Genomic DNA, 26,266 nt, shown 5'->3' on the forward strand with positions numbered 1-26,266 from the left:
CGCGTGTTCAGAACTGTCCGGATGATCGCCACTGCGACGATCACCCTGTTGGCCGCCTCCGCGGCCGCCGAGACCCCGGCCGCGCCGGGCAAGGACGCCGCGCCGAGCCCCGGCGAGGTGACGACGGGCTCGTCCACGCCGCCGGCATCCGCCCCGGCCCCGACTCCGCCTGTCCAGACGCCGCCGGCGCAAGCGCCCGCGCAACCCGCCCAGACACCCGCCACGCAGACACCCGCCACGCAGGCCCCGGCCTCCGTCCCGGCGCCCGCCCAGCCGGCGGCGCCCGGGACGCCGCCCGTGGCCGGCCCGCCCGCGCCGAGCGCCCCCGCCGCCGGGGCGCCCGCGACGGGCACGCCCGCCACCGTCCTCGACACCCAGGATTACGAGGGCGTCCTCGGCAAGGCCGTGCGCAGTTCCACCGGCGAGGATATGGGTCGGATCATCGACATCATCCTCGACAAGGACGGGCGTCCGCGCGCGGCCATCATCGATTTCGGCGGCTTCCTCGGCGTCGGCTCCCGCAAGATCGCGGTGGACTGGCGCGCCATGCGCTTCACCACCGACGGCAAGGCGAGCCGCCCGGTGCTCCAGCTCAGCCGCAACCAGGTCCGCGTCTCGCCGGAATACAAGCCGGGCGAGCCGATCGTGGTGCTCGGCCCGGCGAGCCCGGCCGCCCCGGCCGAGGGCGAGCAGGCGGCGGCACCGGTCCAGGGTCCGGTCGCGCCGCCGGCGGTCGTCGCGGCGCCGCCCGCCGCCGCGCCCGTGCCGCCCGCTCCGGCCGCCGCGCCGCTCCCTGAGAAAGCGCCGGACAAGCCGGCCGAGAAGTCGCCGGATCGATGACGGTCCCGCTTCCGAAGGATCGCCGGGCCCTCAAGCCGCGGGAGGTGGCGCGCCCGGAGTTCCGGCCGCGGCCGCTCCCGCGCCGCGACGCCCTCACGGACGACGCCCCGCCGGCGACGGCAGCGGAGAACCCGGCCGACATGAAGGTGATCTCGCGCCGGAGCACGCGCGGCCTCGACGGGTTCGCGTTCTTCGTGGCGAACCTCCAGACCGGCTTCGGACCGTTCCTGGCGGTCTACTTCACCCAGGCGAAGTGGACGCAGTCCGACATCGGCTTCGCGCTGACGGTCGGGAGCCTCGTGAGCCTGCTCGGCCAGGTGCCCGGCGGCGCCTTCGTGGACGCGGTGCGCTCGCGCCGGTTCGCCGCCGGCTTCTCGGTCGTGGCGATCGCGCTGAGCGCCTTCGCGCTGGCCATGTGGCCGAACTTCCTCGTCGTGCTCCTGGCGATGGCCGCCCACTCGGCGGCGAGCTGCATCCTCACCCCCGCCATCGCGGCGATCAGCATCGGCCTCGTCGGCCATGCCCGGGCGGGCGAGCGGCTGGGCCGCAACGCCAGCTTCTCGGCCCTCGGCAATGCCGTGGCCGCGGCCGGCATGGGCGCCTGCGGCTACTACCTCTCGAACGACGCGGTGTTCTACCTCACCGCCGCCCTGATGGTGCCGACCCTGATCGCGCTGTCGCGGATCCGGGCGGAGGAGATCGACGGGCCGGCCCACGTCAAGGCGACCGGCGACACCGGCTCCACGCCGGGCGGGGCCGGGCTGCGCGCCCTCCTCACCAACCGCGCGCTCCTCTGCTTCGGCGCCTGCATGACCCTGTTCTTCCTCGCCAACGCCGCGATGCTGCCGCTGGTGGGCAGCATGCTGACCCTGCGGGCCAGCGAGACCGCCACGGCGCTGATCGCCGCCTGCATCGTCGTGCCCCAGGTGGTGCTGGCGGTGTCGGCGCCCACCATCGGGCGCCTGGCCGAGCGCTGGGGCCGCCGCCCGCTGCTGCTCCTCGGCTTCGCCGCCCTGCCGATCCGCGGGCTGCTCTTCGCCTACGTCGACAGCCCGGAACTGCTCGTGGCCGTGCAGGTCTTCGACGGCATCTCGGCGGCGGTGTTCGGCGTGATGGTCCCCCTCGTGGTCTCGGACGCCACCCGCAGGACCGGCCACTTCAACCTCGCCCTCGGGGCGGTCGGCACCGCCATGGGCATCGGCGCCGCCCTGTCCACCTCGCTGGCCGGCGTGATGGCGGATCGGCTCGGCAGCCACACCGCCTTCCTCGGGCTCGCGATCGTGGGCTTCGCGGCCTTCGCCCTGGTGGTACTCATCATGCCGGAGACGCGCCGCGACCCCGCGATGTAACCTCCGGCGGGTCGCCAGATGAAACCCGAGCGGCATCGAATTCGCTTGCCGCTCAAGCGATGTTCAGGTTTGCACGCTAAAACGCGCAAACCTCCGCCAGACACTGCAACGCTTGCGTTTGCTTCGCGTTGCGAGGCCGGGGGGCTCCAAATCCTGTGTGGGGCACGCGCGGGAAACCAGGGTCCGCGAGGACGCCTTAACAGAAGCCGGTCCACCCAACGTCCGGGCGGACCCTCGAAACCGGGACGGTCACCGCGATGGAAGACCTCTGCGTTTATGCCGATAGGCCGTTCGCCTTCGTGGGACGCTATCTGCGCCGACGCGCCCTGCCGCACATCGTCATCCTGTGCGCCGTGCTCGGCGCCGTGGGCTTCTCCGTCAGCACGGACTATGCCCTCAAGGGCGTGGTCGATGCGCTGAGCAAGGGCCCGCAGGCCGGCCTGATCTGGGGCGCCCTCGCCCTCCTCATCGCCTTCATCGCGGCCGACAACATGCTCTGGCGCGTGGCGAGCCTCGTGGGCTCGTTCACCTTCGTGGGCGTGACCGGCGACATCCGGCGCGACCTGTTCCGGCACATGACCGGGCACTCGCCGACCTTCTTCGCCGACCGGCAGCCGGGCACCCTGGCCTCGCGCATCACCGCGACCTCGAACGCGATCTTCACGGTCGAGAACATGTTCGTGTTCAACGTGATGCCGCCCTGCGTCGCGGCCTTCGGCTCGATCCTCTACATCGGCACCGTCAACCTCACGATGGCCCTGGTGCTGGCCGGCATCTTCGCCGCGGTCGTGCTGCTCATGTTCAAGATGGCGGCGGCCGGAAAGCCCCTGCACCACGACTTCGCCGCCAAGGCCGCCTCGGTGGACGGCGAGATGGTCGACCTCGTCGGCAACATGCCCCTGGTCCGGGCCTTCTCGGCCTTCAAGCGCGAGTTCACCCGCTTCGACGGGACCATCGGCCAGGAGATGCGCTCGCGCCGCTCCTCGCTGCTCTACCTCGAGAAGCTGCGCATCGTGCACGCCATCCTGACGGTGCTGGCGGTGCTCGGCCTGCTCTACTGGGCCATCACCATGTGGGAGGCGGGCCAGGCCACCAACGGCCAGGTCGTGCTCGTCTGCACCCTCGGCATCCGCATCCTCGCCGCCACCCGCGACCTCGCCGTGGCGCTGGTGGACGCGACCCAGCACACCGCCCGGCTCTCGGAGGCGCTCCACACCCTCCTGCAGCCCCACGACCTCATCGATCACCCGGAGGCGGAGCCGCTCACCGGCACCGGCGCCGAGATCACCTTCGACCACGTGGCCTTCTCCTACCCGGACGGGCGCGGCGTCTTCACCGACTTCGACCTCGTGATCCAGCCCGGCCAGCGGGTCGGCCTCGTGGGCAAGTCGGGCGGCGGCAAGTCGACCCTGTTCTCCCTGCTGCAGCGCTTCTACGACGCGCAGGGCGGCCGCATCCTGATCAACGGCCAGGACATCCAGCGCATCACCCAGGAATCCCTGCGCGAGGCCATCACGGTGGTGCCGCAGGACGTCTCGATGTTCCACCGGACCCTGCGCGAGAACATCCGCTACGGCCGGCCCGATGCGCCGGACGAGGATGTCTGGAAGGCCGCGGCCGCCGCCCACTGCACCGACTTCATCGAGGCGCTGCCCGAGGGCTTCGACACCATCGTGGGCGACCGCGGCGTGAAGCTCTCCGGCGGCCAGCGCCAGCGCATCGCCATCGCGCGGGCCATCCTCAAGGATTCGCCGATCTTGCTTCTCGACGAAGCTACGTCGGCGCTCGACGCGGAATCCGAGGAGGCGATCCGCCACGCCCTGGCCAACCTGATGAAGGGCCGCACGGTGATCGCGATCGCGCACCGCCTCTCGACCCTGAAGGACTTCGACAGGATCGTGGTGCTGGAAGGCGGCCGCATCATCCAGGACGGCTCGCCCGACAAGCTGACCCACCTCGACGGCTTCTACCGCGAGCTGATGAAGAAGGAATCCATGTCGATGGCGCTTGCCGCCGCCTGAGGCGCGCGGGGGCCACGCGCCCGACCCCACGCGCCCGACCCGAAGTCCCGCTGCCGATCAGCGCCCTCCCCCCACGGGGAGGGCGTTTTGCTGTGGCGATACGGGGGACGTCGGCAGGTGGTCGCGCGATCCGGATGGCTCGGTCGGGCTGGAGATCGTCGACGCAACGCCCCTCGCCGCCGGGAGGATCCGGCGGCGAGGGGCGCCGGCTCAGTTGTGCGACTGGATGAAGTTGCGAACCAGCGGGTAGGTCTGGCTCTCCCACTTGCGGCCGGAGAACACCCCGTAATGGCCGACGCCGGCCTGGAGGTGGTGGCTCTTCATGTGGTGCGGCAGGCTGGTGCAGAGGTCGTGCGCCGCCATGGTCTGGCCCACGGCGCAGATGTCGTCGCGCTCCCCCTCGACCGTCATGAGAGCGGTCTTGCGGATGGCGCCCATGTCGATCGGATTGCCCCGATAGGTCAGCTCGTTCTTGGCCAGGGTGTAGTCCTGGAACACGGTCTTGACCGTCTCGATGTAGAACTCCGCCGCGAGGTCGAGGACGGCGAAATACTCGTCGTAGAAACCCTCGATCTGGCGCGCCTTCTCGGTCTCCCCGTTGGCGAGGTGCCAGAACAGGTCGGCATGGCCCTGGATGTGGCGCTTGGCGTTCATCGAGACGAAGGCCGAGACCTGCATGAAGCCCGGATAGACCCGTCGCCCGGCGCCCTTGTGCCGGTCGGGCACGGTGGCGATCAGGTTCTTCTCGAACCAGTCGATCGGCTTCGAGGTGGCGAGGTGGTTCACCGATGTCGGCGAGATCCGGCAATCCACCGGGCCGGCCATCAGCGTCATGCTGCGCGGATGCGCGACATCCTTCGAATGCGCCATGACGGCGGCGGCGGCCAGCGCCTGCACGGCTGGCTGGCACACGGCGACGAGGTGGGCCCCCTCCCCGATCACCCTGAGGAACTGCACGAGGTGGTCGACATAGTCGTCGAAGCCGAACGGCCCGGCCTCGAGCGGCACGTCCCGGGCGTTGTGCCAGTCGGTGATGTAGACGTCGTGATCGGGCAGCAGGGTGCGCACCGTGCCCCGCAGCAGCGTGGCGAAGTGGCCCGACAGGGGCGCCACCACGAGGACGCGGGGCTGGTCGCTGTCGATGTCCTTCTTGAACCGCAGCAGGGTCCCGAACGGCGTCGCGAACGCCGCCTCCTCCGTCACCGGCACCTCGCGGTTGCCCACCGTCACGCTGTCGATGCCGTAGGCGGGCCGTGAGAAGGTCAGGCCGGCCCGCATCATCATCCGGGCGCCGGCCGACCACCAGCTCAGCGGCTCCTTGAAGCCGGCCGCGGTCCAGGGTGAGACGGCGTCGTGGACGAGCCGACCCCAGGCGCGCGTCTGCTCCGCCAGGTCCGACTGGGCATCGAAGGCACGATAGAGCATGCTGCCCGAACTCCTCGGCGAACGGTCAAATCGCAGAACGTCCGCGGCAAGCGGGCGCGACGGCAGAGCCGTCGACGATGGGTCGCTAGGCTGCGGCAGGCAGGGCCCGGACGCAACGGCCTTAACGTGTGATATCCTGCGGTTGTTGTGCGTATGCATCACCGCGGATGTGTCGCGTGCCGCTTCGGAATAACAAGTGAACATCGGATCGCCGGGGGTCGTGCGGGGGTCTTGACTGTGAAAGCTCAACCTTTGCGGTGGGAAAAAGGTCCCGTGCCGTGGGCGGGTGCGTCGAGCGAACCGGAAACATCCTGCGTGTCGGGCGCGTCGGGCGGCACGAGTCTTGGATCACGTGTCGGCGAGGGACCAAAAGGGGGGACGGAACGATGCCTGCGGCAACGCTGACGATTTCAAGCCGGAATTACTCGTCGTGGTCGCTGCGGGGTTGGCTGGTCTGCCGCATGGCCGGCCTCGATTTCGAGACGGAGCTCCTGTCGGGCAACGACGCCTCCACCCGGGCGGAGCTGTTGCACCTGTCGCCCTCGTTCCTCGTTCCCCGCCTGGTCCACGGCGAGATCATCGTCTGGGACACCCTCGCCATCGCGCAGTACCTCAACGAGATCCGTCCGGAGGCGGGGTTCCTGCCGCGCAATGCCGTGGCGCGCGCCCATTGCCGCTCGATCTCGGGCGAGATGCATGGCGGCTTCATCAACCTGCGCTCCGCGCTGCCGATGAACCTCAAGGCGCGCCACGCCAACTTCAAGATCTTCAATGGCGCGCGCGGCGACATCGAGCGCATCGTGACGATCGTCGACGAGTGCCTGGGCCGCTACGACGGCCCGTTCCTGTTCGGCGAGACCCCGAGCCTCGCCGACGCGATGTACGCCCCCGTCTGCACGCGCTTCCGCACCTACGACGTCAGCCTGCCGCGCCGGACCGAAGCCTATCGCGACACCATTCTGGCCTGGCCGCTGATGGAGGAATGGGCGGCGGAAGCGGCGCGGGAGCCCGACGAGATCGAGGAACTCGACATGGAGTTCTGAAACGTCGAGTTCTGAAACGTCGCGCTCTGACAATCTGCGTTCCGAAGCGTCACGACGTCGGAGCCGCAACGGCCCGGGGCGCCGCGTCATGCGCCGCCTCCGGCCGGGTGCGCGGTGGCACGTCGTCCCGGGCAGGCGCTTCCCATATCACTCTTATCGCAGTCGAGACGCAGGGACATGCAGTCCTCGTCTCACACAGGAGTGATCATCTTTCCATGAAACATCGTCTTTTCGCCCTCGTTGCCGCGACTGTTCTTGCCGTTGCGGCTCCGGCGACCGGCAGCTTCGCGTTCGACCGCGTCGCGCCGACCTACGGCGATGTGCCGGCCTCGCGCTACGACGACATCACGACGGGGTCGATCCGCTCCTACGACGTCCCAGCCACCGGCCGCTGCGCGAACAATTCGGCGAGCCAGGGCAATGCCAACCAGCAGAACTTCCCGGTCCAGCAGTATGGCCAGACCTCGGGCGGCCCGCGCTGCTGACGCCCTGAGGGCGTGACAATCGCCGGCGCCAAGCGCCCGGCCCTGCAGGCAAGGTGTGCAGGCAGGCTCTGCAGGAAGGCCCGCCCGCGAGGTGCGGGCCTTTTTCGTGTTTCCCGCCGGGCGATCACTCGGCGGCGAGGCGGTGCTCCGGATCGGCCGCGGCGAGCGGCGGATGGGCCGGGGCGGAGGCGGCGCGCGGCAGCTCGATCCGGGCCGTGAGGCCGCGCGGGGTCCGGTTGCGCAAGGTAAAGCGGCCCTCGTGCGAATCCGCGATGGCGAGCACGATGGAGAGGCCGAGGCCGAAGCCGCTGGCGGTGTCCAGGTTGCGCGCCCGGTCGCCGCGCACGAAGGGCTGGAGCATGGCCTCCCGCTCCGCCTCCGGGATGCCGGGGCCGTCGTCGCTGACCTCCACGGCGACGCCGCGCTCGGTCTGGGTCACCGTCAGCCGGGCCGCACCGCCATACTTCACCGCGTTGTCCACGAGGTTCATGATCGCGCGCTGAAGCTCGTCCGGCCGGCCCTGGACCAGCACGTGGCGGCTCTCGGTGACCCGGACATCGGCGCCGATATCGGCGAACTCGTCGGCGACGGTCTGGACGACGGAGGCGAGGTCGACCAACATCTTCGCGCCGCCCTCCGGGCCGTGGCCGTCCCGCACGAAGGACAGGGCCGCCTCCACGAGGCCGTTCATCTGGTCGAGGTCGCGCAGGGTCATGGTCCGCGCGTGGTCGTCCTCGATGAACTCGGCGCGCAGGCGCAGGCGGGTGATCGGGGTGCGCAGGTCGTGGCTGATGGCCGCGAGCATCTGGGTGCGGTCGTCGATCAGGCGGCGCACGCGGGCCCGCATCCGGTCGAGCGCCCGGGACAGGGTGACGACCTCGCGCGGGCCGTTCTCGGGCAGATCCACGAGGTTCATGCGGGTGCCGAAGACGTCCGCGGCCTCGGCGAGGCGCGCCAGGGGCGCGGTCAGCGCCCGCGTGGCCCAGAGGCAGATCAGCGAGACGGCCACGCCCAGGAACACGAAGGTGAAAATGATCGCGCCCTGCCGCATGGGCGGGCGGTCGTCGTCCGGCACCAGGGCGGAGAGCCGGGCGCCCCCCGGCGTCGCGATGCCCACCCGTACGCCCGCGGGCGCATCCGCCGGGCGCCGGGCCGCCCACAGGTCGGTGATGGCGAGGGGCCGGCCGAAGCCATCGCGCAGGCGCTGGACCATGGAATGGTCGCCGATCCGGTCCCCCGCCGTCGTGTCGGGCCCGGCGATCTCGGGGGCGGTGCCGTCCCAGGGCTCGATCCGCAGGGTCGGCAGCATCCGGGCGGCGTTGGCGAGGAGCGCCGGGCGATCGGCCGGGCTCGCGCCGTCGAGGAGGCGGGAGACCGTGGCGAGGCGGGTGGCAGCCACGCCGGGATGATCGTCGGGCCGCCAGGGCTCGCGCAGGGTGAAGAAGGCCAGGGTCGCCATGGCGTGGGCCAGCACCACGGCGGCGACGATGAGCAGGGCGATCTGCCCGGCGACGCTCGACGGCACGAGGGCGCGCAGGCGGCTCCAGGGGGCGCTCATGAGGCGGTCTTCATACGCGGGTGACCTTATGCACGCGTGACCTCGGGGGTGAAGAGGTAGCCGCCGGAGCGGATGGTACGGATGATCTCGGGGTTGCGCGGATCCTGCTCGATCTTCTGGCGGATGCGGCTGATCAGGACGTCGATGCTGCGCTCGAACGGGCCGGCGGCGCGGCCCTGCGTCAGGTCGAGGAGCTGGTCGCGGGAGAGCACCCGGCCGGGGCGCAGGCAGAGGGCGTGCAGCAGGTCAAACTCCGCACCCGTGATGGCGATGCGCGCATCCTCCGGGCTGAGGAGCTGGCGCAGGGAGACGTCGAGGGTCCAGCCCAGGAAGTGCAGGCGGCGCACGCCCTCCTCCGCCTCGGCCTCCGCACCCGAGCCCCGCCGCAGGATTGCGCGGATGCGCGCCAGGAGTTCGCGCGGGTTGAAGGGCTTGCCGAGATAGTCGTCGGCGCCGATCTCGAGGCCGATGATCCGGTCGATCTCCTCGGCCTTGGCGGTGAGCATCAGGATGGGGATGCGCGAGGTGGCGCGCAGGCGCCGGCACAGGCTCAAGCCGTCCTCGCCCGGCAGCATCAGGTCGAGCACGACGAGATCGACCCGGGCATCGGCCAGGACCTTGTCCATGGCCGCCCCGTCCCCGGCGAGGCTGACCCGGCACTCGTTGGCGCGCAGGTAGCGGGCGACGAGGGCGCTGATCTCGCGATCGTCCTCCACGAGGAGGATGTGCGGGTGGGTCGTGGTCGTCTGCGTCATGGTCGTCTGGGTCATGGTCCCGAGCATCGCGGCTCCCTCCGCATCCGGGGGCCGGCCCCCTGCGGATCTCCGTCAACGCGCGAGTATGCGCCCGGGCGCAGAGAGTTCGTAAGGGCCGGCGGGGCGGGGATTTGTAAATACCTGTTTCGGACCGCCACGCCGGACATGGCCGGAAACATCCCCGTCGGGGCTTTCAGAACACCGGCGCGGATTGCCGGGACGCGCGGGGATTCTTATGTCGTGGCGCACAGGCGCCGGTCTCGTGGCCGTCACGGACGGATGGCGGCCTCACTGCTCCCGGGAGACGACGATGCAAGGCTCGAACCGGCTGTTCGACGATTTCGCCCGCCTGATGACCGATGCCGCCGGGGCCGCGCAGGGCGTGCGCCGCGAGGCGGAGACGGTGTTCAAGGCGCAGGTCGAGCGCCTGATCCGCGACATGGACATCGCCTCCCGCGAGGAGCTCGACGTGCTGCGCGACCTCGTCTCGGCGCTGCGCAGCCAGAACGACGCCCTGGCCGCGCGGGTGACCGCGCTCGAGGCGAAACTCGGCCCCGATCCGGTGGCCGGCGCCAGCGAGGCGATCTGATTCCAGGTTGATTCGCGGGGGCTCCGGCCCCGCCACGCTTGTGCACAGGAAGGAACGGTGGACGGTCGCTTTCCTGTTCACCGGCTTCCCGGGCCGCTTTGAAACGCGAGTCCGGCACGGTCTATAGTGAGTCATGACCTGATTCGCTCCCGCCCCGAACCACCCTGAACCGAACAGAATCGCCGCCCGGCACACCCTTGCGGGTGGGCGTCGAGCAAGTCCGGAACACAGTGCCCACGGTCACCGGAGCGAGTTTCACAACGACTTCGCCGATCTTCGACGAGATCGACATACTGGACCGCCATGACCCAACTCCACATCGAAGATCACGATCGGCACGAGCATCCCCTCGACATCGTCGAGCGCCTCGCGTCGCTGCGCGACTGGATCTTCGACCGGGCCGAGACCGACGAGATGTCCGTCTCCGTCGCCGGGCGCTGGGCCGACTACCACGTGGCGTTCACCTGGATCGAGGACGTGGAGGCGCTGCACGTCGCCTCCGCCTTCGACCTCAAGGTGCCCGAGCGCCGGCGCACCGAGATCCTGACGCTGGTCTCCCTGGTCAACGAGCAATTGTGGGTCGGGCATTTCGACCTGTGGTCCACCGACAACGTCGTGATGTTCCGCCACTCGCTGCTGCTGACCGGCGGCGCGGCCCCGACGCAGGGCCAGTGCACCATGATGCTGAAGTCGGCGGTCGATGCCTGCGAGCGCTACTACCAGGCGTTCCAGTTCGTGCTCTGGGCCGGAAAATCCGCCCGCGAGGCCCTCGACGCGGTGCTGTTCGAGACCGAAGGCGAGGCGTGAGCGCGCCCGTCGACGCCGCCCTCCCCGCCTCCCTCACCCTGGTGGGGGCCGGCAAGATGGGGGGCGCCATGCTCTCCGGCTGGCTGGCGGGCGGGCTCGACCCGGCCCGCACCACCGTTCTCGATCCGCAGGCCTCCCCCGAGATGCGGGCGCTCTGCGCCGCGCAGGGGCTCGCCCTGAACCCCGCCGCGCCCCCGGTCGCCGACGCTCTGGTGCTCGCCATGAAGCCGCAGGGGCTGGAGGGCGCCGCACCCGCGCTGGCGCCGCTGATCGGCCCCGGAACGCTGGTCGTGTCGATCCTGGCCGGCAAGACCATCGCCAACCTGCGCGACCGGCTGCCCGGCGCCCGCGCGATCGTGCGGGCGATGCCGAACCTGCCCGCCAGCATCGGCCGGGGAGCCACCGGTGCGGTGGCCAGCCCCGAGGTCGATGCCGGGCAGCGGGCGCAGGCGCACGCGCTCCTCGCCAGCGTAGGCCTGGTGGAATGGCTCGACAACGAGGGGTTGATCGATGCCCTGACGGCCGTGTCGGGCTCCGGCCCCGCCTACGTCTTCCTCCTGGCCGAGGTCATGGCGGACGCCGGCATCGCCGCCGGCCTGCCCGCGGACATGGCCACGCGCCTCGCCCGCGAGACCGTCTCGGGGGCCGCCGCGCTCCTCGCGGCCAATCCCCGCGACGCCGCGCTGCTGCGCCAGGACGTGACCTCGCCGGGCGGCACCACGGCCGAGGCCCTCGCCGTGCTGATGCGCAGCGGCGGCCTGCCGGACCTGATGCGCGAGGCCGTGGACGCGGCGCGGCGCCGCGCCGGGGCCCTCGCGGGCTGATACGGCCCTGACGATCCGGCCGCGGGACCCTACATGAAGGCCTGATTGGACGAGGATCGCACGACCATGGCCAAACGCCCCGGCTCTCCCAAGCCCGAGACCGACACGCACGAGTCCCACCCGCAGGAAACGGGTTCCACCGGCGCCGTGGCGGTGTCGGCAGCCCCCGCCGAGAAGGCGCTGCCCCCGCGCGAGGCGGCGGTCGAGGCGCTGATGCGGCTCGCGGCCGAGCAGCCCTGGAACGACATCGAGGTCGGCGACATCGCCCGGGAGGCCGGTCTGACGCTGGCGGAGTTCCGCGACCTGTTCCCCTCGAAGGGCGCCGTGCTCGGTGGCCTGTCGCGCCTCATCGACCGCAAGGTGCTGGAGGGCGACACCAGCGATCTCGCCGACGAGCCGACCCGCGAGCGCCTGTTCGACGTGCTGATGCGCCGCCTCGACGCGATGACCCCCTACAAGGACGCCCTGCGCCGGATCTCCTACGCCCTGCGCGGCGATCCGCTGTCGATGCTGGCGCTGAACGGCGTCGCGCTGAACTCGCACCGCTTCATGCTGGCCGCCGCCGGCATCAACACCGAGGGGCCTCTGGGCCGCCTCAAGCTCCAGGGCGTGGTCATCGCCTTTGCCCGCACGGTGGAGGTCTGGCTCGACGACGACGATCCGGCCCTGGCCCGCACCATGGCGCGCCTCGACAAGGAGATCCGCAACGGCGAGCGCTTCATGGAGCGTGCCGACGATGCCCGCCGCCTCACGGCCCCATTCCGGGCCCTGGGTCGCTCGCTGCTCGATCGCGGCGGTCGCGCCCGCCGGGAACGGCAGGCGGCGGACGACCGCAACGAGGATGCGGGCAACCCCCTCGGTGGCGATCCGGCCGCCGCGATCTGAAGCCTCAGCTCCCGGCCGGGCGGGCGGTCTCGCCGAGATGGACGGCGAGCCAGACCGTCGGCCGGTCGGGATCGGTGAAGGTAACCCGGTGCACGCACCCGGCCGGGATGAACAGGGTGTCCCCCGGCCTGAGCACGATCTCCGTATCCACCAGCGCAACGCGGGCCGCCCCGGCGAGGAGCAGCACCCACTCGTCCTGGGCCTGGCAGTAAGGCTGGTCCGGCGGCGTGACCTGACCCTGCGAGACGATGCGCTCGATCCGGCAGCCCGGTAGGGCGAGGAGTTCGGTGAAGACCTCGCCCGCTGCGGCGTCGGGCAGGTCCGCGAGCAGGTTGCCCGCGTGAGCGGGGCGGGTCATGCGCCGGGTCCTCTTGCCGTTTTGCGGGTCCGATCTTAGCATCGCCTCGGCCTCCGGATAGGCCAACGGTCCGCGTAAAGGGCTCAGCCCATTCGTCGTCGTCTGATCATTCCCCGACTTCCTGCCCGAGAACGCGGACAAAGGGCGCTGAGGAAGGAAGGATTCGATGACGGCTACGCTTTTGTCGGGTGCCGCTCCCGTGCGCGCACTCCCGGACCGCCCCAACCTCGAACACCTGCGCAACGAAGCCAAGTCGCGGTTGAAGCAGGCACGCGCCACCGACCCGACGGCGCAGCTCGCCACGGCGCAACGCGATCTCGCTCGTGACTACGGTTTCCCTAGTTGGCGCCGTCTCTTGGCTGAAGTCCGGAAGTTGACCGAGGGGCGGACGGAGACCGGCAAAGAACGCATGGAGCGGCTCAGGATCGAGCAGGCGCGTCCGCGAACGGAAGTCTCGATCGATCCGACGGTCGTGGACGGATATCTCGGCTTCTACGAACTGACTCCGAAGATTATCCTCGTGGTCCAGCGCGACGAAAACGATCTTATCGTTCGCCTCACCGGACAGGCGTTCTACGCGATCGTGCCCGAAAGCCGTCGGAAGTTTTTCTTTCGAAATAGCACCATCCAGGCACAGATCAGCTTCACCGTTGGTCCGGATGGCATTGCGACCGCCGCCACCCTTCATCAGAACGGGCTCGAACAGACGTCTCCGCGGATTACGGGAGACCGGGCGAACGCCATTGAGGCACGGCGGGCGGCGCGGCAGGCTGCGAATACGCCGGCCCCCGGAAGTGAGGCGGCGCTGCGGCGGATCATCGAGGCCACCCAGCAGGGCAGCCCGGAACTCGCGCGCATGAGCAAGCCGCTCGCACGGGCGTTCGACGAACAGTTGCCCGACAACTTGAGGACGGTGAGATCCTGGGGCGACCTCGTGTCGGTCGACTTCAAGGGTGTCTCCCGCATCGACGACAGCGATGTCTTCACCGTCGTCTTCTCCGCCGCAGAGAGCGAATGGCGGCTCACTATGAACGGCCCCGAGACGATCGAGAGCGCCAGCTTCCGATTGACGCCCTAGGACAGGTCCGGCGCGAGCTGCGCATCAGCGGCGGCGGCAGGGCGTCCCTGCCGCCGCACCGCGCAGCCGGCCGTCAGCCGCGGCCGAGGAGCCGATGCACCTGCCAAGTCAGCATCATGCTCGCCACCATCAGGGTGGCGTACAGGAGGTGGAGGAGAAGCGGCGCGTCGTGCATCGGCTCGAACCCGTGGGCTCCTGTGCGAGGAGAGCGCGGTTCCCGTGCAACAACCGCGCCAAGCCTGCAGCGACCGAGGCAGGGACGGGGCGATGCGCCGGTGCCATCCCGGTCAGGCGGTCGCAGCGGGGCTCGCGTCGAAGACCCTGTCTGAGGCGAGGCGGGTCAGAACGGCGAGGAGGTCGGTCTGGGTGACGATCCCGAGGATTCGACGGTCCGCGCCCGTCACCAGCACGGCGTGGGTGTGGCCGTTGGTCAGCGGCTCCACCAGGCTCACCACGGGCTCGTTGGCCGTGACGGTCCGCGCCTCGGACATCACCTGCGCGATGGTGCCCTCCCCGCGCAGGGCCAGCTCGCGCAGGCCCAGGGTCCCGGCGAGGCGGCCCGCCTCGTCCACCACCGGCAGGGTCCGGATGTTGTGCCGGAGCAGGAGGTCGCGTGCCCGGGCGAGTGGCTCGTGCAGACCGATCGTCACCACGTCGCGGGACATCACCGCCTGGCACTCCAGGGCGCCGTGCGCCCGCACCAGGGCCTGGCTCTCGACCTCCCGCAGCAGCCGGTCGAGGTCGCTACGGTCGATGTCGAGGGTCTCGTTGAGGTTGAGGAGCGCGGCATCGACGTCGCGGGCATTGAAGCCGACCCGGAGGGGGGCCGGAAGGTCCGCCGTGCCGTGCAGGTTCGCCGGGGGTGCCGCCGGCACGTGCGGGTACTTGCGGCCGGAAATCCGGTGGAAGGCGATGCCGAGGCTGACCAGGATGATGGAGTTCAGGCAGACCGGCACGAAGGGGAACAGGAAGCCCGAGGAGGCGATGGCCGGGCCGCCGATGAGCGCGGTGAGCGCCACGGCGCCGCCCGGCGGATGCAGGCTGCGGGTGAACGACATCGCCGCGATGGCCAGCGAGACGCCGACCCCGATGGCCAGCACTGGATTGGGGATGAAGTGGGCGGCGGTCACGCCGATCAGCGCCGAGATCGTATTGCCGCCGATGATCGGCCAGGGCTGGGCCAGCGGGCTCGCCGGCACCGCGAAGAGTAGCACCGCCGTGGCGCCCATGGGGGCGACGATCAGGGGAATGTGCGGGCCCTGCCCGACCATCCAGCCCGTCATGAGCCCCGTCAGGGCAATGCCGATGAGGGCGCCGAGGCAGCCGATCAGGCGCTCGCGCAGGGTGGCGCCGGCCAGGATCGGCCGGAACAGGCGGGAGACGAGCAAAGTGCTGGCGTGGCGGTCGGGACCGGCGCTGTCGGACATCCTCTACCCCTGTCTCGTGAAGCGTCCACCTCACGGGCAAACGCCCGAAATGCAGGCTAGCGTCTCTGGTATACCAGAGAGACCTTATAGGGCGCGGACAGAATTGCAAACGGTTCGGGCAGATTGCCCACCGTGACGGCAGAACCGTCCGCTCCGAGACCGAGGGTTTCCCGGCACGGCCGAGGCCGCTAGGCCACCGCTCCAGGGCGGGTCAGGCCGGCGGGTCGGACCGGCTGGGCTCGACGACGACGTTGGGCGGTGTCGGCCCGGCCCCGTCGAGGACCTTGCGCAAGGCGCGGGCGCGGGTGCGGTCGGCCCGGCGACGGGTCTCCGGCACGGCGCCGTATTCCCGCGCCACGTCGGCTACGGCGGTGCGGGCGATCAGGCCGTGCTCGGCGGCATGCTCGGCCATGGCGAGGCTGTCGGCGGCGAGGACCAGGCTGCTGCCGGCGGCCTCCACCGCCTCGGCGAGCTTGGCGATCTCCTCCAGCCGGCCCGCATCCCGCGAGACGTTGCGGATATAGACCGCCGCCACCCGGCCGGGATGGGCGGCGACGATGCCCGCATAGACTTCGGGATCGTGCTGGCCGCTGTCGCCGATGAGTACGAAGGGCAGGTCGTGGTAGAGCGCCAGCATATGGTCGATGAGGTGGCGCTTGTGATCCTCGGCCCGGCGCGGCAGCGGACTGGTCCAGGACAGGCCCCATTCGCGCAGGAACAGCACGGGCCCGACCGGGATCCGGTGCATGACGAAGAATTCGCTGAGCATGTCGTAGATGCCCCACGGCGCCCGCGAGACGTAGAGCATCGGGTTGCCCTCCGCCCCGCACGGCCCGGCATAGAGGGCCCGGTAGAGGGCGGCGGCGCCCGGGAAGGCGACGCGGTTCTCGGCATCCTCCACGAACAGGCGCCAGAGCATCTTGACCTTGTTGGCCACGCCCGTGCGCATGATCGTGTCGTCGATGTCGCTGATCACCACCCGCCGGCACTCGGCCGAGGGGATGAACACCTGCCCCTTCGCCCGCACGGGCTCGGGCCCGGCCAGATCGAGCTCCATACTGTGCCAGGAGGCCTGTGGCGGCGCGGGCAGGTTCGGGCGCAGGCGGACGCGAAAGTAGCCGTCCCGGTCGGTGACGACCTGCTCCTCGCAGCCGAAGAAGCGCGCGGTGAGCACCGCGCCCGGCACCGTGCGGCGGGTGATGCGGCGCCGGATATCGCGCAGTTCGGCGGCCCAGCCCTCGTCCGGCGCGTCGGCGGCGCGGCTCGACTGCCGAAAGACCCGGCCGATCAGGAAGACTTCGTCGCGGGACCCGTAGCCCCGATAGGTCTCGACCACCGTGCCGGCGCGACCCTGGGACCGGCGCACGGGCTTGGCCAGCAGGCGCAGCGCGCGCAAGGTGCCCTTCGCGAACCGGGCGGCCCCCCGTCGGCCGGTCATGGTTGGGTCGTCATCGTGGTCGGGCCCCGTGTCGGCATCGCCGGTTAATGCCCGGCGCCGGCAAAGGTTCGGCACGGGCGAGGGTTCGCATCAATCAAGGTTCGGCGCCCTGTCGTCGCCGGCCGCGCGCGAAGCTGTGGAGCATGGGTGCCATGCCGTCGCGCGGACGGAACTCGGCCGCCCAGGCCCGGTTCACCTTCTGTACCCTGCGTTCCGGGTGCGATCAGCGTCGAGTCCCCATGCATCTCCCCACCGACGACAGCGGCCATCCCCTGGCCGTGGACTTCCAGGATTTCATCAGGAGCCAACCCTTTCCCTGCGTCGGCGCGAAATCCGCCCTCTCGAAGGGCCAGATGAAGATCGTCGTGGCGCGCAGCATCGCCTCGAGCTGGGACGACCCCCGGCTCTACCCCGCGCTTCTCGCCTTCATCTGCCGCTACCGCGCCAAGCCCGACCTGTTCCAGAGCTTCGCCGTCATCTTCGAGGGTCCGACGGACCTCGGCGAGGAAGATTTCGAGGGCCATCTCTGGGACCGCGTGCAGTCGCTGTCGGACAAGGATGCGTTCCTGGGCCAGCGCTACGACACCCGCGTCGAGGCCGATCCGGACGATCCGCATTTCTCTCTCTCCTTCGGCGGCGAGGCGTTCTTCGTCGTGGGCATGCATCCCGGCGCCAGTCGCCCGGCCCGGCGCTTCCCGCACCCCGTGCTGGTGTTCAACCTGCGCGCCCAGTTCGAGCAGCTGCGCGCCGAAGGGCGCTACGAGAAGCTTCGCAGCGCGATCCTGTCCCGCGACGAGGCCCTGGCCGGCTCGATCAACCCGATGCTCGCCCGGCACGGCGACGCGTCGGAGGCGCGCCAGTACAGCGGCCGGGCCGTCGGGGCCGACTGGGTCTGCCCGTTCCGGGGCCGCGACGCGGAGGCGCGCGATGCCGCCTGAGACACAGACCTTCGAGATCGCGCCCCGGTCGGGCGTGGCCTTCACCCTCGACAAGGGCGAGCGCCTCACCGTGATCGACCCGCAGGGCGAGCAGGTGGCCGACCTCCTCGCCTTCGTGCGCGGGGACCTCGACGAGGTGATCTCGTCGGGCCGGACCCTGGACTATGCCAGCCGGATCTACCTCACCACCGGCGACCAGATCTATTCCAACCGCTCGAACGTGCTCCTGCGCATCGTCGAAGACACGGTGGGCCGGCACGATTTCCTGCTGACCCCGTGCTCGGCCGACACCTTCCGGATCATCTACGGCGACACCCATCCGCACCGGGGCTGCTTCGGCAACCTCGCGGCGGCGCTGGCGCCCTACGGCGTCGTGCCGGACCGGATTCCGGTGGCCTTCAACGTGTTCATGAACGTCACGGTGGATGGCGGCACGGGCGAGCTCAAGGTGGAGCCGCCCCTGAGCCGGGCCGGCGACCACGTCACCTTCGAGGCGGAATGCGACCTCGTGATCGGGCTGACCGCCTGCTCGGCCCTGCAATCCAACAACAACAGCTTCAAGCCGATCCGCTACCGCATCGACCCTGCCCACGCCTGAGGCGGGTGCCCGAGGCACCCGCGCCCGTGCTATGGGCGGCGCCCGGATGCCCCGGCGCCGCCTCTCCCCGGGGCGGCCCGTCGTGAACAGGTCGAAGCGAGCCCCATGCGAACCATCGTCTATGCCGACGGCGGATGCGATCCCAATCCCGGCCCCGGCGGCTGGGGCGTGGTCATCGAGGCCGAGAGCGGCCGGATCGAACTCTGCGGCGGCGACCGGGCCACCACCAACAACCGGATGGAACTCACCGCCGCGATCAACGCCCTGCGCCACTTCCCCGAGGGCGCGCAGATCGAGATGCGCTGCGACAGCCAGTACGTCATCAAGTCGGTGACCGAGTGGATGCGCGGCTGGAAGGCCAAGGGCTGGCGCACCGCCACCGGCCCGGTGAAGAACGTCGAGCTGATGCAGGAACTCGATGGCCTGGCGGCCCGCCGCGACGTCCGCTGGACCTGGGTCCGGGGCCATGCGGGCGAGGCCGGCAACGAACGCGCGGATCGGCTGGCCGCGCAGGGGCGGCGCGAGGCCCTCGGCCTGACGCCGCGCCCGGAGAGCGGACCGGCGCCGCTCACCGGCACGGCGGCCCTACGCGCGGCGATGGCTCCGGCGGCGTCCCAAGGCGTCTCGCAGGCGGCCCTGGCCACGGCGCCCGCCGCGGCCGAGCCCGCCCCGGCGCGCACGAGCGCGATCCCCCTCGATCTCGGCCTCGGGCTGGAGGTGTCGCGGGCCGCGAAGGCCTCCGGCCTGACGCCGCAGGCCTACGTGGAGCGCGCCGTCCGGCTCGCTCTCGATCTCGGTCCCGAGGGGCTGGAGCGCGCCCGTGCCGATCTGCGCGGCGCCAAGGACGCCAAGGGCGCTCCCACCCCGTGAGTTCGACGGGCGATTCCCTCGGTGCCTCCCTTCCGGCCGGGTTCTTCGCCCGGCCGGCGGCGGAGGTGGCCGCGTCCCTCATCGGCTGCGACCTGAGGGTCGAGGGAATCGGCGGGATCATCGTCGAGACGGAGGCCTACGACCGGAGCGACCCGGCCTCGCACAGCGTCAACGGCCCGACCCGGCGCAATGCCAGCATGTTCGGACCACCGGGGCACGCCTACGTCTATCGCTCCTACGGCATGCACTGGTGCCTGAACCTCGTCTGCGAGCCGGGCAGCGCGGTGCTGATCCGGGCGCTGGAGCCCCGCCACGGGCTCGACGCGATGGCGGCGCGGCGGCATCTGTCCGACCCGCGCCTGCTCTGCGCCGGACCCGGCCGCCTGTGCCAAGCGCTCGCCGTCACCCTCGCGATAGACGGCCTCCCCCTCGACGCGCCGCCCTTCGCGCTGGCGGCGCCCGAAACGGCACCGGCCTGGATCGCCGATCGCCGGATCGGCATCTCCCGCGCGGTCGAGACGCCCTGGCGCTTCCTGCTCGCCGGCTCGCGGGCCGTGAGCCGGCCGCCCTCGCGCCACGCGACGCCGGGCGTTGCCCTCACGCCGCCCGGACCGTCTCCAGGAAGCGCGTGACCTGCACGGTGAGGTGTTCCGACTGGGCAGTGAGGTCGGAGGCCGAGACGAGCACCTGACGGGCGGCGGCGCCGGTCTCCTCGGCCGCGTGGGCGACGCCGGAGATATTCTCGGTGACCTCGCTGGTGCCGCTGGCGGCCTGGCCGACGTTGCGAACGATCTCCTGGGTCGCCGAGCCCTGCTCCTCCACCGCCGCCGCGATCGAGGTCGTGACCTGGCTGATCTCGCCGATCCGGCCGCTGATGGTGCGGATCGCCCCGACCGCCTGCTCCGTCGAGGCTTGGATGCGGCCGATCTGCTCCTCGATCTCGTGGGTCGCCCGCGTGGTCTGGTTGGCGAGTTCCTTGACCTCGGCGGCCACCACGGCGAAGCCGCGGCCCGCCTCGCCGGCGCGAGCCGCCTCGATGGTGGCATTCAGCGCCAGGAGGTTGGTCTGGCCCGCGATGGTGGTGATCAGCGCCACGACGTCGCCGATCCGCGCGGCGGCGGTGCTGAGGTCCTGGACGAGGCCGGCCGTCTGGGCCGCCTCCTCCACCGCGCGCAGGGCGAGGTTGGCCGAGCCGTCGACCTGACGGCCGATCTCCTGCACCGAGGAGCCGAGCTCCTCGGCCGCGGCGGCCACGGTGTTGACGTTGGAAGCCGCCTCCTCGGCGGCCGCCGCCACCGTGACCGACTGGTCGGTGGTCCGGGCCGCGTTGGTGCTCATCGCCTCGGCGGTCTCCTGCAGCGCGCCGGCCGAGGCCGACACCGTGGCGATGATCGAGCCGACCGCCGCCTCGAAGCCGTCGGCGAGCTCGTGCATGGTGCGCTGGCGCTCGGCGGCGGCCGCCGCATCGGCGATCTGCCGGCGCTCGGCCTCCTCCGAGGCCTTGCGGGCGACAAGGGCGCGGATCTCCTCCACCGCACGGCCCACCGCGCCGACCTCGTCGCGCCGGTCGCGCCCGCGGATCACCGCGTCGCTGTCCCCGCGCGCCATCCGGCGCAGGGCCTCGACCAGCTGGCCGATCGGCCGGGTGATGCCGAACACGGCGACGAGCCCGGCCGCCGCGAGGCCCGCCAGCAGGCCGAGGCCGCCGAGGAGCAGGGTGTTGGTCCGGGTCCGGTCCGTCATCGCGGCGAGATCGCGGGCGCCCGCGTCGACGAAGCCCCGGATGTCCCGCCCGAGGGCGCTTCCTTCCGACACCATCGCGTCGAAGGTTGGGTCGACGGTCTGGTGCAGCAGGGCGACGGCCTCGGCCTTGAGGCCGCTGCTCGCCAGGGTGCGCGCCTCGGAGCTGTCAGCCATGAAGCGGTTGACCTTCTGCTTCAGGCCATCGATGCGCGGCGCGAAGCTGGGCGCGGCATCCCGCAATTCCGCCAGCACCTTGTTCAGGCGCTCGCTCGCCTCGTCGAACCCCTTGTCGGTCTTCTGCATCTCGTTGGGGCTGACCTCGGCGATGTTGCGGAAGTTGAAGTAGCTCATCGTGAAGACCAGCCGGTTGACCGTCCGCAGATCGGCGATCGCCTTCGTATCGTGGGAGACGAAGCGGCTGTAGGCCTCGTCGATCCGCGTCATCTGGGCGGTGGCGTACCAGAGGCAGCCACTGACGATGACCCCGATCAGACTGACCACCGCGATCAATTTGGTGATGATGCTGAAGCGCGCGAGCAAAGCCACGAGAGATCTCCGGACCGGTATCGGTGCCAGAGCTAGCAGCCGGAAACTTAAGGCACCGCTAAAGGATCGTAACAGCTCATCTTTTGTGCTGAACCTCAAAGATACTGCATTATATTTACTTCCAAGTTTGTTTCTCGACGTACTCCATTACGGACTGGAGCAGTGTCTCACCCGGGTTGAAGCGACGGCAATACCTCCACGGACGCAGATCGTCGGAGACGGACGCTGGATCGGAATGAAGGCACAGGCCCGAAAAAACCCGCCTCGGCGTGAGCCGGGCGGGGATGAGGTCTTCGAGCTTGGGTCGTCGGTGCAACGGCCGGCCGGCGCTATGGTTCCGGTCCGCCCCCCTGAACCCGGGGTCGAAGGTCCGCGTTTCCCCGCCAAGGCCTGCCTGTCAGGCGCCCCGCACCGGCGACGCGGACGCACAGCGCGCCATCCACCAGGGAATGACCATGCCCGTCACCGACGACCGGAAGACCCAGTACCTGGCCGAGCGCGACCGCCTGATGGCGGACCTCGCGGCACTCGGGCAGGAGGCCCATACGGAGAAGCGCCAGTTCGAGGACGGGTACGCCCTGCGCGATATGGACGAGAGCACCCGGGAAGGCCTTCGCCTTCGCATCGGCGAATTGACGGCGCTCATCGCGCAAATCGACACCGGCACCGCCTGACGGACGGGTGATCGGTCGCCGCGGCCGAAAAAGAGGCTCGCAAGGCGGGTGCCCTGCGAGCCGAGACGGTCCGAACCCTTGGAGGCATCCAGGCTAGACCGCGAAACCTACGCCTCACATCCCCCAAATGGAGGGTGCCGCGATGGTCATCGGGCCTTCGCACGACACGGGTAGGGATCGGTAAGCTCCGAAAGCCCGTCTCCTTGCCGGGCCGGATTCTGGGCAACCGGGCGCTGACCGCCGAGATTCCAACGGAACCGCTCCTGCGCTGTTTGCGCAACAGTGGTCCCCGTCCTGTCCCGGCCAGGATTAAACCCTATTGTCATAGTTATAGCATCGCCTATACCGCATCCAGGATCCAGAGGCGCGGGGGCGGTATGACGAGAGCGGATCGCTTCAGGCGCGGCGGCGCTGACCGCGCGGGGCCGGCGGGCCTCGCCCTCCTGACCCTGACGGCCGTTTCCGGCGTGCACGCAGCCGATCTCGACGCGCCGCGTCCCGTAGCGCCGTCGCCCGCCTTCGTCGATTGGTCGGGACCCTATCTCGGGATCGAGGGCAGCGCCGGCAATTCCTACGGCGCCTACAACTTTCGCGAGACCACGGTCGGCGACCGCCCGGTCCGGGCGTTCAAGACGGGCGACGCCACCGGCCGGTCCGACCTCGGCCGCGACGCGACCACCGCCGTCGGCGGCCTGTTCGGCGGTTACAACTGGCAGACCGGCCCCTGGCTGTACGGGATCGAGGCCGATGTCGCGGGCGCGAACCTGAAGCGGCCGGTGCTCCTGCCCACCCCCGGCTTCGTCGGCGACGGCGATCCGGGCCTCGGCCTGATCCGGGCCAAGACCGACGTCTACGGCACCCTGCGGGGGCGCTTCGGCTACGCCTTCGAGCGGTCGCTGGTCTATGCGAGCTTCGGGCTCGCCGGTGCCAATGCCCGCATCCTCGCGAGCTATCCCGACCCCGCCACCGGCCTCGTCACCGCGGCACGGCGCGACCTCTCCTCTCTCGGCTTCACCCTGGGCGCCGGCGTGCAGTTTGCCGTGACCGAGAGCCTCGCCCTCGGGATCGACTACCGCTACCTTGACCTCGGCGACAACGGCCGGTTCAACCTCGGCGCCGTCCCGGGCCTCGGCCCGGTGGCGACACGGCAGGATTCCTTCACCTCGCACCAGATGATGGCGCGCCTGTCCTGGCACCCGAACGGCTTCGTGTTGCCGCCGGAGGCCGACGAGGCCGCCCCGCACGATCCCGGCGACGGCTCCGGCGATCGCTTCTCGCTCCACGGGCAGACCACCTTCATCGCCCAGGGCGTGCCGGGCTTCCGCGCGCCCTATACCGGCCCGGCGAGCCTGATCGGTCACCAGGTCCAGTCGACCACCACCGCCACCGCCTTCCTGGGGCTGAAGCTCCTCGAGGGCACGGAGCTCTACTACAACCCGGAATTCTCCCAGGGCTTCGGCCTGAGCCGGACGCTGGGCGTCGCCGGCTTCGTCAACGGCGAGGCGCAGAAAGCGGGCGCGCCGTTCCCGAAGCTGCGCTCCAACCGCTACTTCGTGCGCCAGACCTTCGGCCTCGGCGGCGAGACGGAGGATGTTCCGGACGGGCCCAACCAAGTCGCCACCCGGCGCGACATCGAGCGGATCACCGTGGTGGCGGGCAAGTTCGCCCTCGGAGACTACTTCGACGGCAACGTCTACGCCCACGATCCGCGGGTCGACTTCATGAACTGGGGCATCTGGGCCTCGGGCGCCTACGACTTCCCGGCGAACCTGCCCGGCTTCACCCAGGGCGTGATGGTCGAGTACAACCGCGCGGCGTTCGCGATCCGGGCCGCCTACACCCAGGTGCCGAAGGAGCCCTCCAGCGACGTCCTCGATCCACGCGTCTTCCGCCGGGCCGGCACCACGATCGAGTTCGAGGAGCGCCATGTGCTGCCGGTCCTCGACCAGCCCGGCAAGCTGCGTATCGGCTTCTTCACCAATGTCGGCAACACGGCCGATTTCCGCGAGGTGGTGTCGCTGACCCAGGCGGGCGGCTTCGGCGACATCAACGACGCGGCCGCCGCCACGCGGGCCGCCCGGCGCAAGACCGGGTTCTACCTCAATCTCGAGCAGGCGGTGACGCCGGATCTCGGCGTCTTCGCCCGCGTCAGTGCCAATGACGGCCGCACCGAGAGCCTGTCCTTCACCGACATCGACCAATCCGTCTCCGGCGGCGTGTCCCTCAAGGGCACCGCCTGGGGCCGGCCCGGCGACACGGTGGGCCTCGGCACCTCGATGAACGCGATCTCGCCGAGCCATCGCGCCTTCTTCGCCAATGGGGGCGTCGGCCTCCTCATCGGCGACGGCCGGCTCAACTACGCGCCCGAGCGCGCGGTGGAGGCCTATTACGCCTTCGCTCTGAGCAAGTCCCTGACCCTGTCGGTCAATTACCAGCACGTGGAGAACCCGGCCTACAACCGGGACCGCGGACCAGCGGATTTCTTCGGCACCCGCATCCACGCGGATTTCTGAGGATCGGGCGGTCGCGTCAGGAGCGCGGACGCTCCGGCTGGTCGCAGCGATAGGCCCGCCCGTTGACCGACGCGACCGGCACGAATCGGCCGCCCGCGGCCCGGCATTCGGCGACATGGGCGTCCATGGCCCACTTGTCGGCGAGGGCGAGGCTGAGCGGGACGACCGTGACCACCAGGAGCAGCGCGGCCACGGCACAGACCGCCCAGCCGACCCCACGGGGCGGCGGCTCCGGCGGAACGAACCGCTCAGGTGGAAGCGGCGCGAGAAACGCCAGCGTGGTGAGCCCGAGGAGAGTGGCGGCGCCCATGGTCATCCCGCATCGGTCAGGCGCCCCAGACTAGCCGATGCGGCCGCCCGCGGGAGGCGACCATACGAAGCAGCGCCCGGGCCGCGCCAGGGCTGCCGTCGGCTCAGGTCTTCCGTCCGTCCGGACCTCAGGCCCAGCGCGCCAGGGCCGCCTCCGCCTCCGCGGCATTGTCGCGGATGCGGTAGACCGTCTGCCGGCTGAGGCCCGTCGCGGCGGCGATCGCCGAGATCCCCCGCCCCGCGACGAGGGCGGAGCGCACCGCCTCGTACTGCGCCCGGCTGAAGCTCGGCTTGCGTCCACGATAGACGTCGCTGCGTGCCCGCGCCTGGGCGATGCCGGCCTTCTGCGCCTCGCGCATGGCCTCCGCCTGGGCCTGGGCCGTCGCCGCCATGAACCCGATGAGGGCATCGCGCACCGCCTGCTGCATCGGATCCGCCGTGGCCCCGTCGAAGGTCAGCCGGTGGATGACCGTGCGCACCACGACGCCACGGCGCATCATCTCCCGCAGCGTGTCGCAGACGTCCGCGTAGTTGCGGCCGAGGCGGTCCACCCAGCGCACCACCAGAACGTCGCCCCGCCGCAGCAGGTCGAACAGCCGGCGCCCCTGCGGGCGCTCCCGCAGGCAGGTGCTCAGGCCCGACACCCCGTCATCGGCCACGACCTCGTCGACAGCAAAGCCCGCCGCGGCTGCCTGCGCCTCCTGGAGGGCGATGGTCTGGTCTCCGGTCGAAACCCGGGCATACAGAATGGTCTTCATCGATCACGGCCACACTCGACTATCCAGGCCCGCACGAAGACGCCCGTCCGTTCCCGTGTCAATCCATGCGACGGTCCAATGGCGGAGGTGCTGCGGCGTGCTGCGGCGGGCGGCAGGGGCCCGGCTGCCTGAGGGGCGGCCCGGCGCTCCCCGACGCCGGACGGGTGGGGGGCTCCCTCCCCTTACCCGGCACGGGGGCGTGCGGCTCCCAGCGGCCTTCGACGCGGATCCCGCTCCCGTGCGGTCGAATGTCCGCTGGCGCTCGGTGGTGGTGCCCCGGCTTCGACGGGAGAGCTCATCCAGGACCTCCTTCGCCAGAGACTTACGACGTCTTTGTCCAAGATGTATTCATGATGCATCCAGACGTGTTCGAATCGTCATCTCGGGACCGATTGTTTAATCCTGTCCTCCACGTGCCTGGACGCACGTCATGGA

General features: G+C 70.6%; 25 protein-coding genes. 16 read left to right on the forward strand and 9 right to left on the reverse strand.

Annotated elements, in window-relative coordinates:
- Positions 1 to 21 precede the first annotated feature (21 nt).
- From AC1MGR_RS23960 to AC1MGR_RS23970, 3 genes are all read left to right on the forward strand, one after another.
- A complete protein-coding gene (locus tag AC1MGR_RS23960; protein ID WP_480233191.1) occupies positions 22 to 840 on the forward strand; it encodes a PRC-barrel domain-containing protein in 819 nt (272 codons plus the stop codon).
- Complete coding sequence (locus tag AC1MGR_RS23965) at positions 837 to 2,189, forward strand: MFS transporter (RefSeq protein WP_181259761.1); 1,353 nt, start codon at positions 837 to 839, stop codon at positions 2,187 to 2,189. The genes AC1MGR_RS23960 and AC1MGR_RS23965 overlap by 4 nt, the downstream gene beginning before the upstream one ends.
- Before the next feature lie 257 nt (positions 2,190 to 2,446).
- On the forward strand, positions 2,447 to 4,210 hold the full coding sequence (locus tag AC1MGR_RS23970; protein WP_108039975.1) for an ABC transporter ATP-binding protein: 1,764 nt from the start codon (positions 2,447 to 2,449) through the stop codon (positions 4,208 to 4,210).
- A gap of 210 nt (positions 4,211 to 4,420) precedes the next feature.
- Here the strand turns inward: AC1MGR_RS23970 and AC1MGR_RS23975 are convergent, their stop codons facing one another.
- The gene (locus AC1MGR_RS23975) at positions 4,421 to 5,635 is read right to left on the reverse strand and encodes a polyhydroxyalkanoate depolymerase (protein WP_480233192.1); all 1,215 of its coding nucleotides are present in this window, start codon (positions 5,633 to 5,635) and stop codon (positions 4,421 to 4,423) included.
- Positions 5,636 to 6,021: 386 nt separating this feature from the next.
- Here AC1MGR_RS23975 and AC1MGR_RS23980 point away from each other — a divergent pair, with 386 nt between their 5' ends.
- A complete protein-coding gene (locus AC1MGR_RS23980; protein WP_480233193.1) occupies positions 6,022 to 6,678 on the forward strand; it encodes a glutathione S-transferase family protein in 657 nt (218 codons plus the stop codon).
- A 215-nt stretch (positions 6,679 to 6,893) separates the two neighbouring features.
- Complete coding sequence (locus AC1MGR_RS23985; RefSeq protein WP_108039981.1) at positions 6,894 to 7,163, forward strand: hypothetical protein; 270 nt, start codon at positions 6,894 to 6,896, stop codon at positions 7,161 to 7,163.
- A gap of 124 nt (positions 7,164 to 7,287) precedes the next feature.
- Here the strand turns inward: AC1MGR_RS23985 and AC1MGR_RS23990 are convergent, their stop codons facing one another.
- Positions 7,288 to 8,721: an ATP-binding protein gene (locus AC1MGR_RS23990; RefSeq protein WP_480233194.1), complete on the reverse strand. Its 1,434-nt coding sequence runs from the start codon at positions 8,719 to 8,721 to the stop codon at positions 7,288 to 7,290.
- Positions 8,722 to 8,747: 26 nt separating this feature from the next.
- Positions 8,748 to 9,476 (reverse strand): response regulator, encoded by a 729-nt coding sequence (locus AC1MGR_RS23995; protein ID WP_108040027.1) that lies wholly within the window; start codon positions 9,474 to 9,476, stop codon positions 8,748 to 8,750.
- A gap of 310 nt (positions 9,477 to 9,786) precedes the next feature.
- Between AC1MGR_RS23995 and AC1MGR_RS24000 the strand changes: the two genes are divergently transcribed.
- From AC1MGR_RS24000 to AC1MGR_RS24015, 4 genes are all read left to right on the forward strand, one after another.
- Entirely contained in the window at positions 9,787 to 10,065 is a 279-nt protein-coding gene (locus AC1MGR_RS24000; RefSeq protein ID WP_108039985.1) for an accessory factor UbiK family protein, read from the forward strand.
- Positions 10,066 to 10,368: 303 nt separating this feature from the next.
- The gene (locus tag AC1MGR_RS24005) at positions 10,369 to 10,872 is read left to right on the forward strand and encodes a type III secretion system chaperone family protein (RefSeq protein ID WP_055957499.1); all 504 of its coding nucleotides are present in this window, start codon (positions 10,369 to 10,371) and stop codon (positions 10,870 to 10,872) included.
- Positions 10,869 to 11,696 (forward strand): pyrroline-5-carboxylate reductase, encoded by an 828-nt coding sequence (gene proC, locus AC1MGR_RS24010; protein WP_108039987.1) that lies wholly within the window; start codon positions 10,869 to 10,871, stop codon positions 11,694 to 11,696. Before AC1MGR_RS24005 ends, proC begins: the two co-directional genes overlap by 4 nt.
- A gap of 66 nt (positions 11,697 to 11,762) precedes the next feature.
- On the forward strand, positions 11,763 to 12,581 hold the full coding sequence (locus AC1MGR_RS24015) for a TetR/AcrR family transcriptional regulator (protein WP_480233195.1): 819 nt from the start codon (positions 11,763 to 11,765) through the stop codon (positions 12,579 to 12,581).
- A gap of 4 nt (positions 12,582 to 12,585) precedes the next feature.
- Here AC1MGR_RS24015 and AC1MGR_RS24020 read toward each other — a convergent pair whose 3' ends face one another.
- Positions 12,586 to 12,939 carry a cupin domain-containing protein gene (locus AC1MGR_RS24020; protein ID WP_480233196.1) on the reverse strand — a complete coding sequence of 118 codons (354 nt, stop codon included), beginning with the start codon at positions 12,937 to 12,939 and terminating at the stop codon, positions 12,586 to 12,588.
- Between the two features lie 166 nt (positions 12,940 to 13,105).
- On the opposite strand from AC1MGR_RS24020, the gene AC1MGR_RS24025 reads away from it, so the two are divergent.
- Positions 13,106 to 14,017 (forward strand): DUF3471 domain-containing protein, encoded by a 912-nt coding sequence (locus AC1MGR_RS24025; RefSeq protein WP_108039991.1) that lies wholly within the window; start codon positions 13,106 to 13,108, stop codon positions 14,015 to 14,017.
- Positions 14,018 to 14,304: 287 nt separating this feature from the next.
- Here AC1MGR_RS24025 and AC1MGR_RS24030 read toward each other — a convergent pair whose 3' ends face one another.
- The gene (locus AC1MGR_RS24030) at positions 14,305 to 15,444 is read right to left on the reverse strand and encodes an HPP family protein (RefSeq protein WP_480233197.1); all 1,140 of its coding nucleotides are present in this window, start codon (positions 15,442 to 15,444) and stop codon (positions 14,305 to 14,307) included.
- A 211-nt stretch (positions 15,445 to 15,655) separates the two neighbouring features.
- Positions 15,656 to 16,882 (reverse strand): phosphatase domain-containing protein, encoded by a 1,227-nt coding sequence (locus AC1MGR_RS24035; protein WP_108039996.1) that lies wholly within the window; start codon positions 16,880 to 16,882, stop codon positions 15,656 to 15,658.
- A gap of 239 nt (positions 16,883 to 17,121) precedes the next feature.
- Here AC1MGR_RS24035 and gntA point away from each other — a divergent pair, with 239 nt between their 5' ends.
- The 4 genes from gntA to AC1MGR_RS24055 all read left to right on the forward strand — a co-directional run bounded on the left by gntA (position 17,122) and on the right by AC1MGR_RS24055 (position 19,920).
- Positions 17,122 to 17,820: a guanitoxin biosynthesis heme-dependent pre-guanitoxin N-hydroxylase GntA gene (gntA, locus tag AC1MGR_RS24040; RefSeq protein WP_480233198.1), complete on the forward strand. Its 699-nt coding sequence runs from the start codon at positions 17,122 to 17,124 to the stop codon at positions 17,818 to 17,820.
- Positions 17,810 to 18,418 (forward strand): DUF1989 domain-containing protein, encoded by a 609-nt coding sequence (locus AC1MGR_RS24045; RefSeq protein ID WP_480233199.1) that lies wholly within the window; start codon positions 17,810 to 17,812, stop codon positions 18,416 to 18,418. The genes gntA and AC1MGR_RS24045 overlap by 11 nt, the downstream gene beginning before the upstream one ends.
- 105 nt (positions 18,419 to 18,523) lie before the next feature.
- Positions 18,524 to 19,288, forward strand: a complete 765-nt coding sequence (gene rnhA / locus AC1MGR_RS24050; protein ID WP_480233200.1) for a ribonuclease HI — start codon at positions 18,524 to 18,526, stop codon at positions 19,286 to 19,288.
- Positions 19,285 to 19,920 carry a DNA-3-methyladenine glycosylase gene (locus AC1MGR_RS24055; RefSeq protein WP_480233201.1) on the forward strand — a complete coding sequence of 212 codons (636 nt, stop codon included), beginning with the start codon at positions 19,285 to 19,287 and terminating at the stop codon, positions 19,918 to 19,920. The genes rnhA and AC1MGR_RS24055 overlap by 4 nt, the downstream gene beginning before the upstream one ends.
- On the opposite strand, the gene AC1MGR_RS24060 is transcribed toward AC1MGR_RS24055, so the two are convergent.
- Entirely contained in the window at positions 19,886 to 21,577 is a 1,692-nt protein-coding gene (locus AC1MGR_RS24060) for a methyl-accepting chemotaxis protein (protein WP_480233202.1), read from the reverse strand. The genes AC1MGR_RS24055 and AC1MGR_RS24060 overlap by 35 nt on opposite strands.
- Positions 21,578 to 22,032: 455 nt before the next feature.
- Between AC1MGR_RS24060 and AC1MGR_RS24065 the strand changes: the two genes are divergently transcribed.
- Together AC1MGR_RS24065 and AC1MGR_RS24070 are read left to right on the forward strand one after the other, a co-directional pair.
- Positions 22,033 to 22,251, forward strand: a complete 219-nt coding sequence (locus tag AC1MGR_RS24065) for a hypothetical protein (RefSeq protein WP_146180535.1) — start codon at positions 22,033 to 22,035, stop codon at positions 22,249 to 22,251.
- Positions 22,252 to 22,628: 377 nt separating this feature from the next.
- Entirely contained in the window at positions 22,629 to 24,764 is a 2,136-nt protein-coding gene (locus AC1MGR_RS24070) for a carbohydrate porin (protein WP_480233203.1), read from the forward strand.
- 16 nt (positions 24,765 to 24,780) lie between these two features.
- Here the strand turns inward: AC1MGR_RS24070 and AC1MGR_RS24075 are convergent, their stop codons facing one another.
- Entirely contained in the window at positions 24,781 to 25,080 is a 300-nt protein-coding gene (locus AC1MGR_RS24075; protein ID WP_480233204.1) for a hypothetical protein, read from the reverse strand.
- Between the two features lie 121 nt (positions 25,081 to 25,201).
- On the reverse strand, positions 25,202 to 25,831 hold the full coding sequence (locus AC1MGR_RS24080) for a recombinase family protein (protein WP_108040014.1): 630 nt from the start codon (positions 25,829 to 25,831) through the stop codon (positions 25,202 to 25,204).
- Positions 25,832 to 26,266 lie beyond the last annotated feature (435 nt).

Source organism: Methylobacterium sp. BI1 (genome assembly GCF_056680125.1).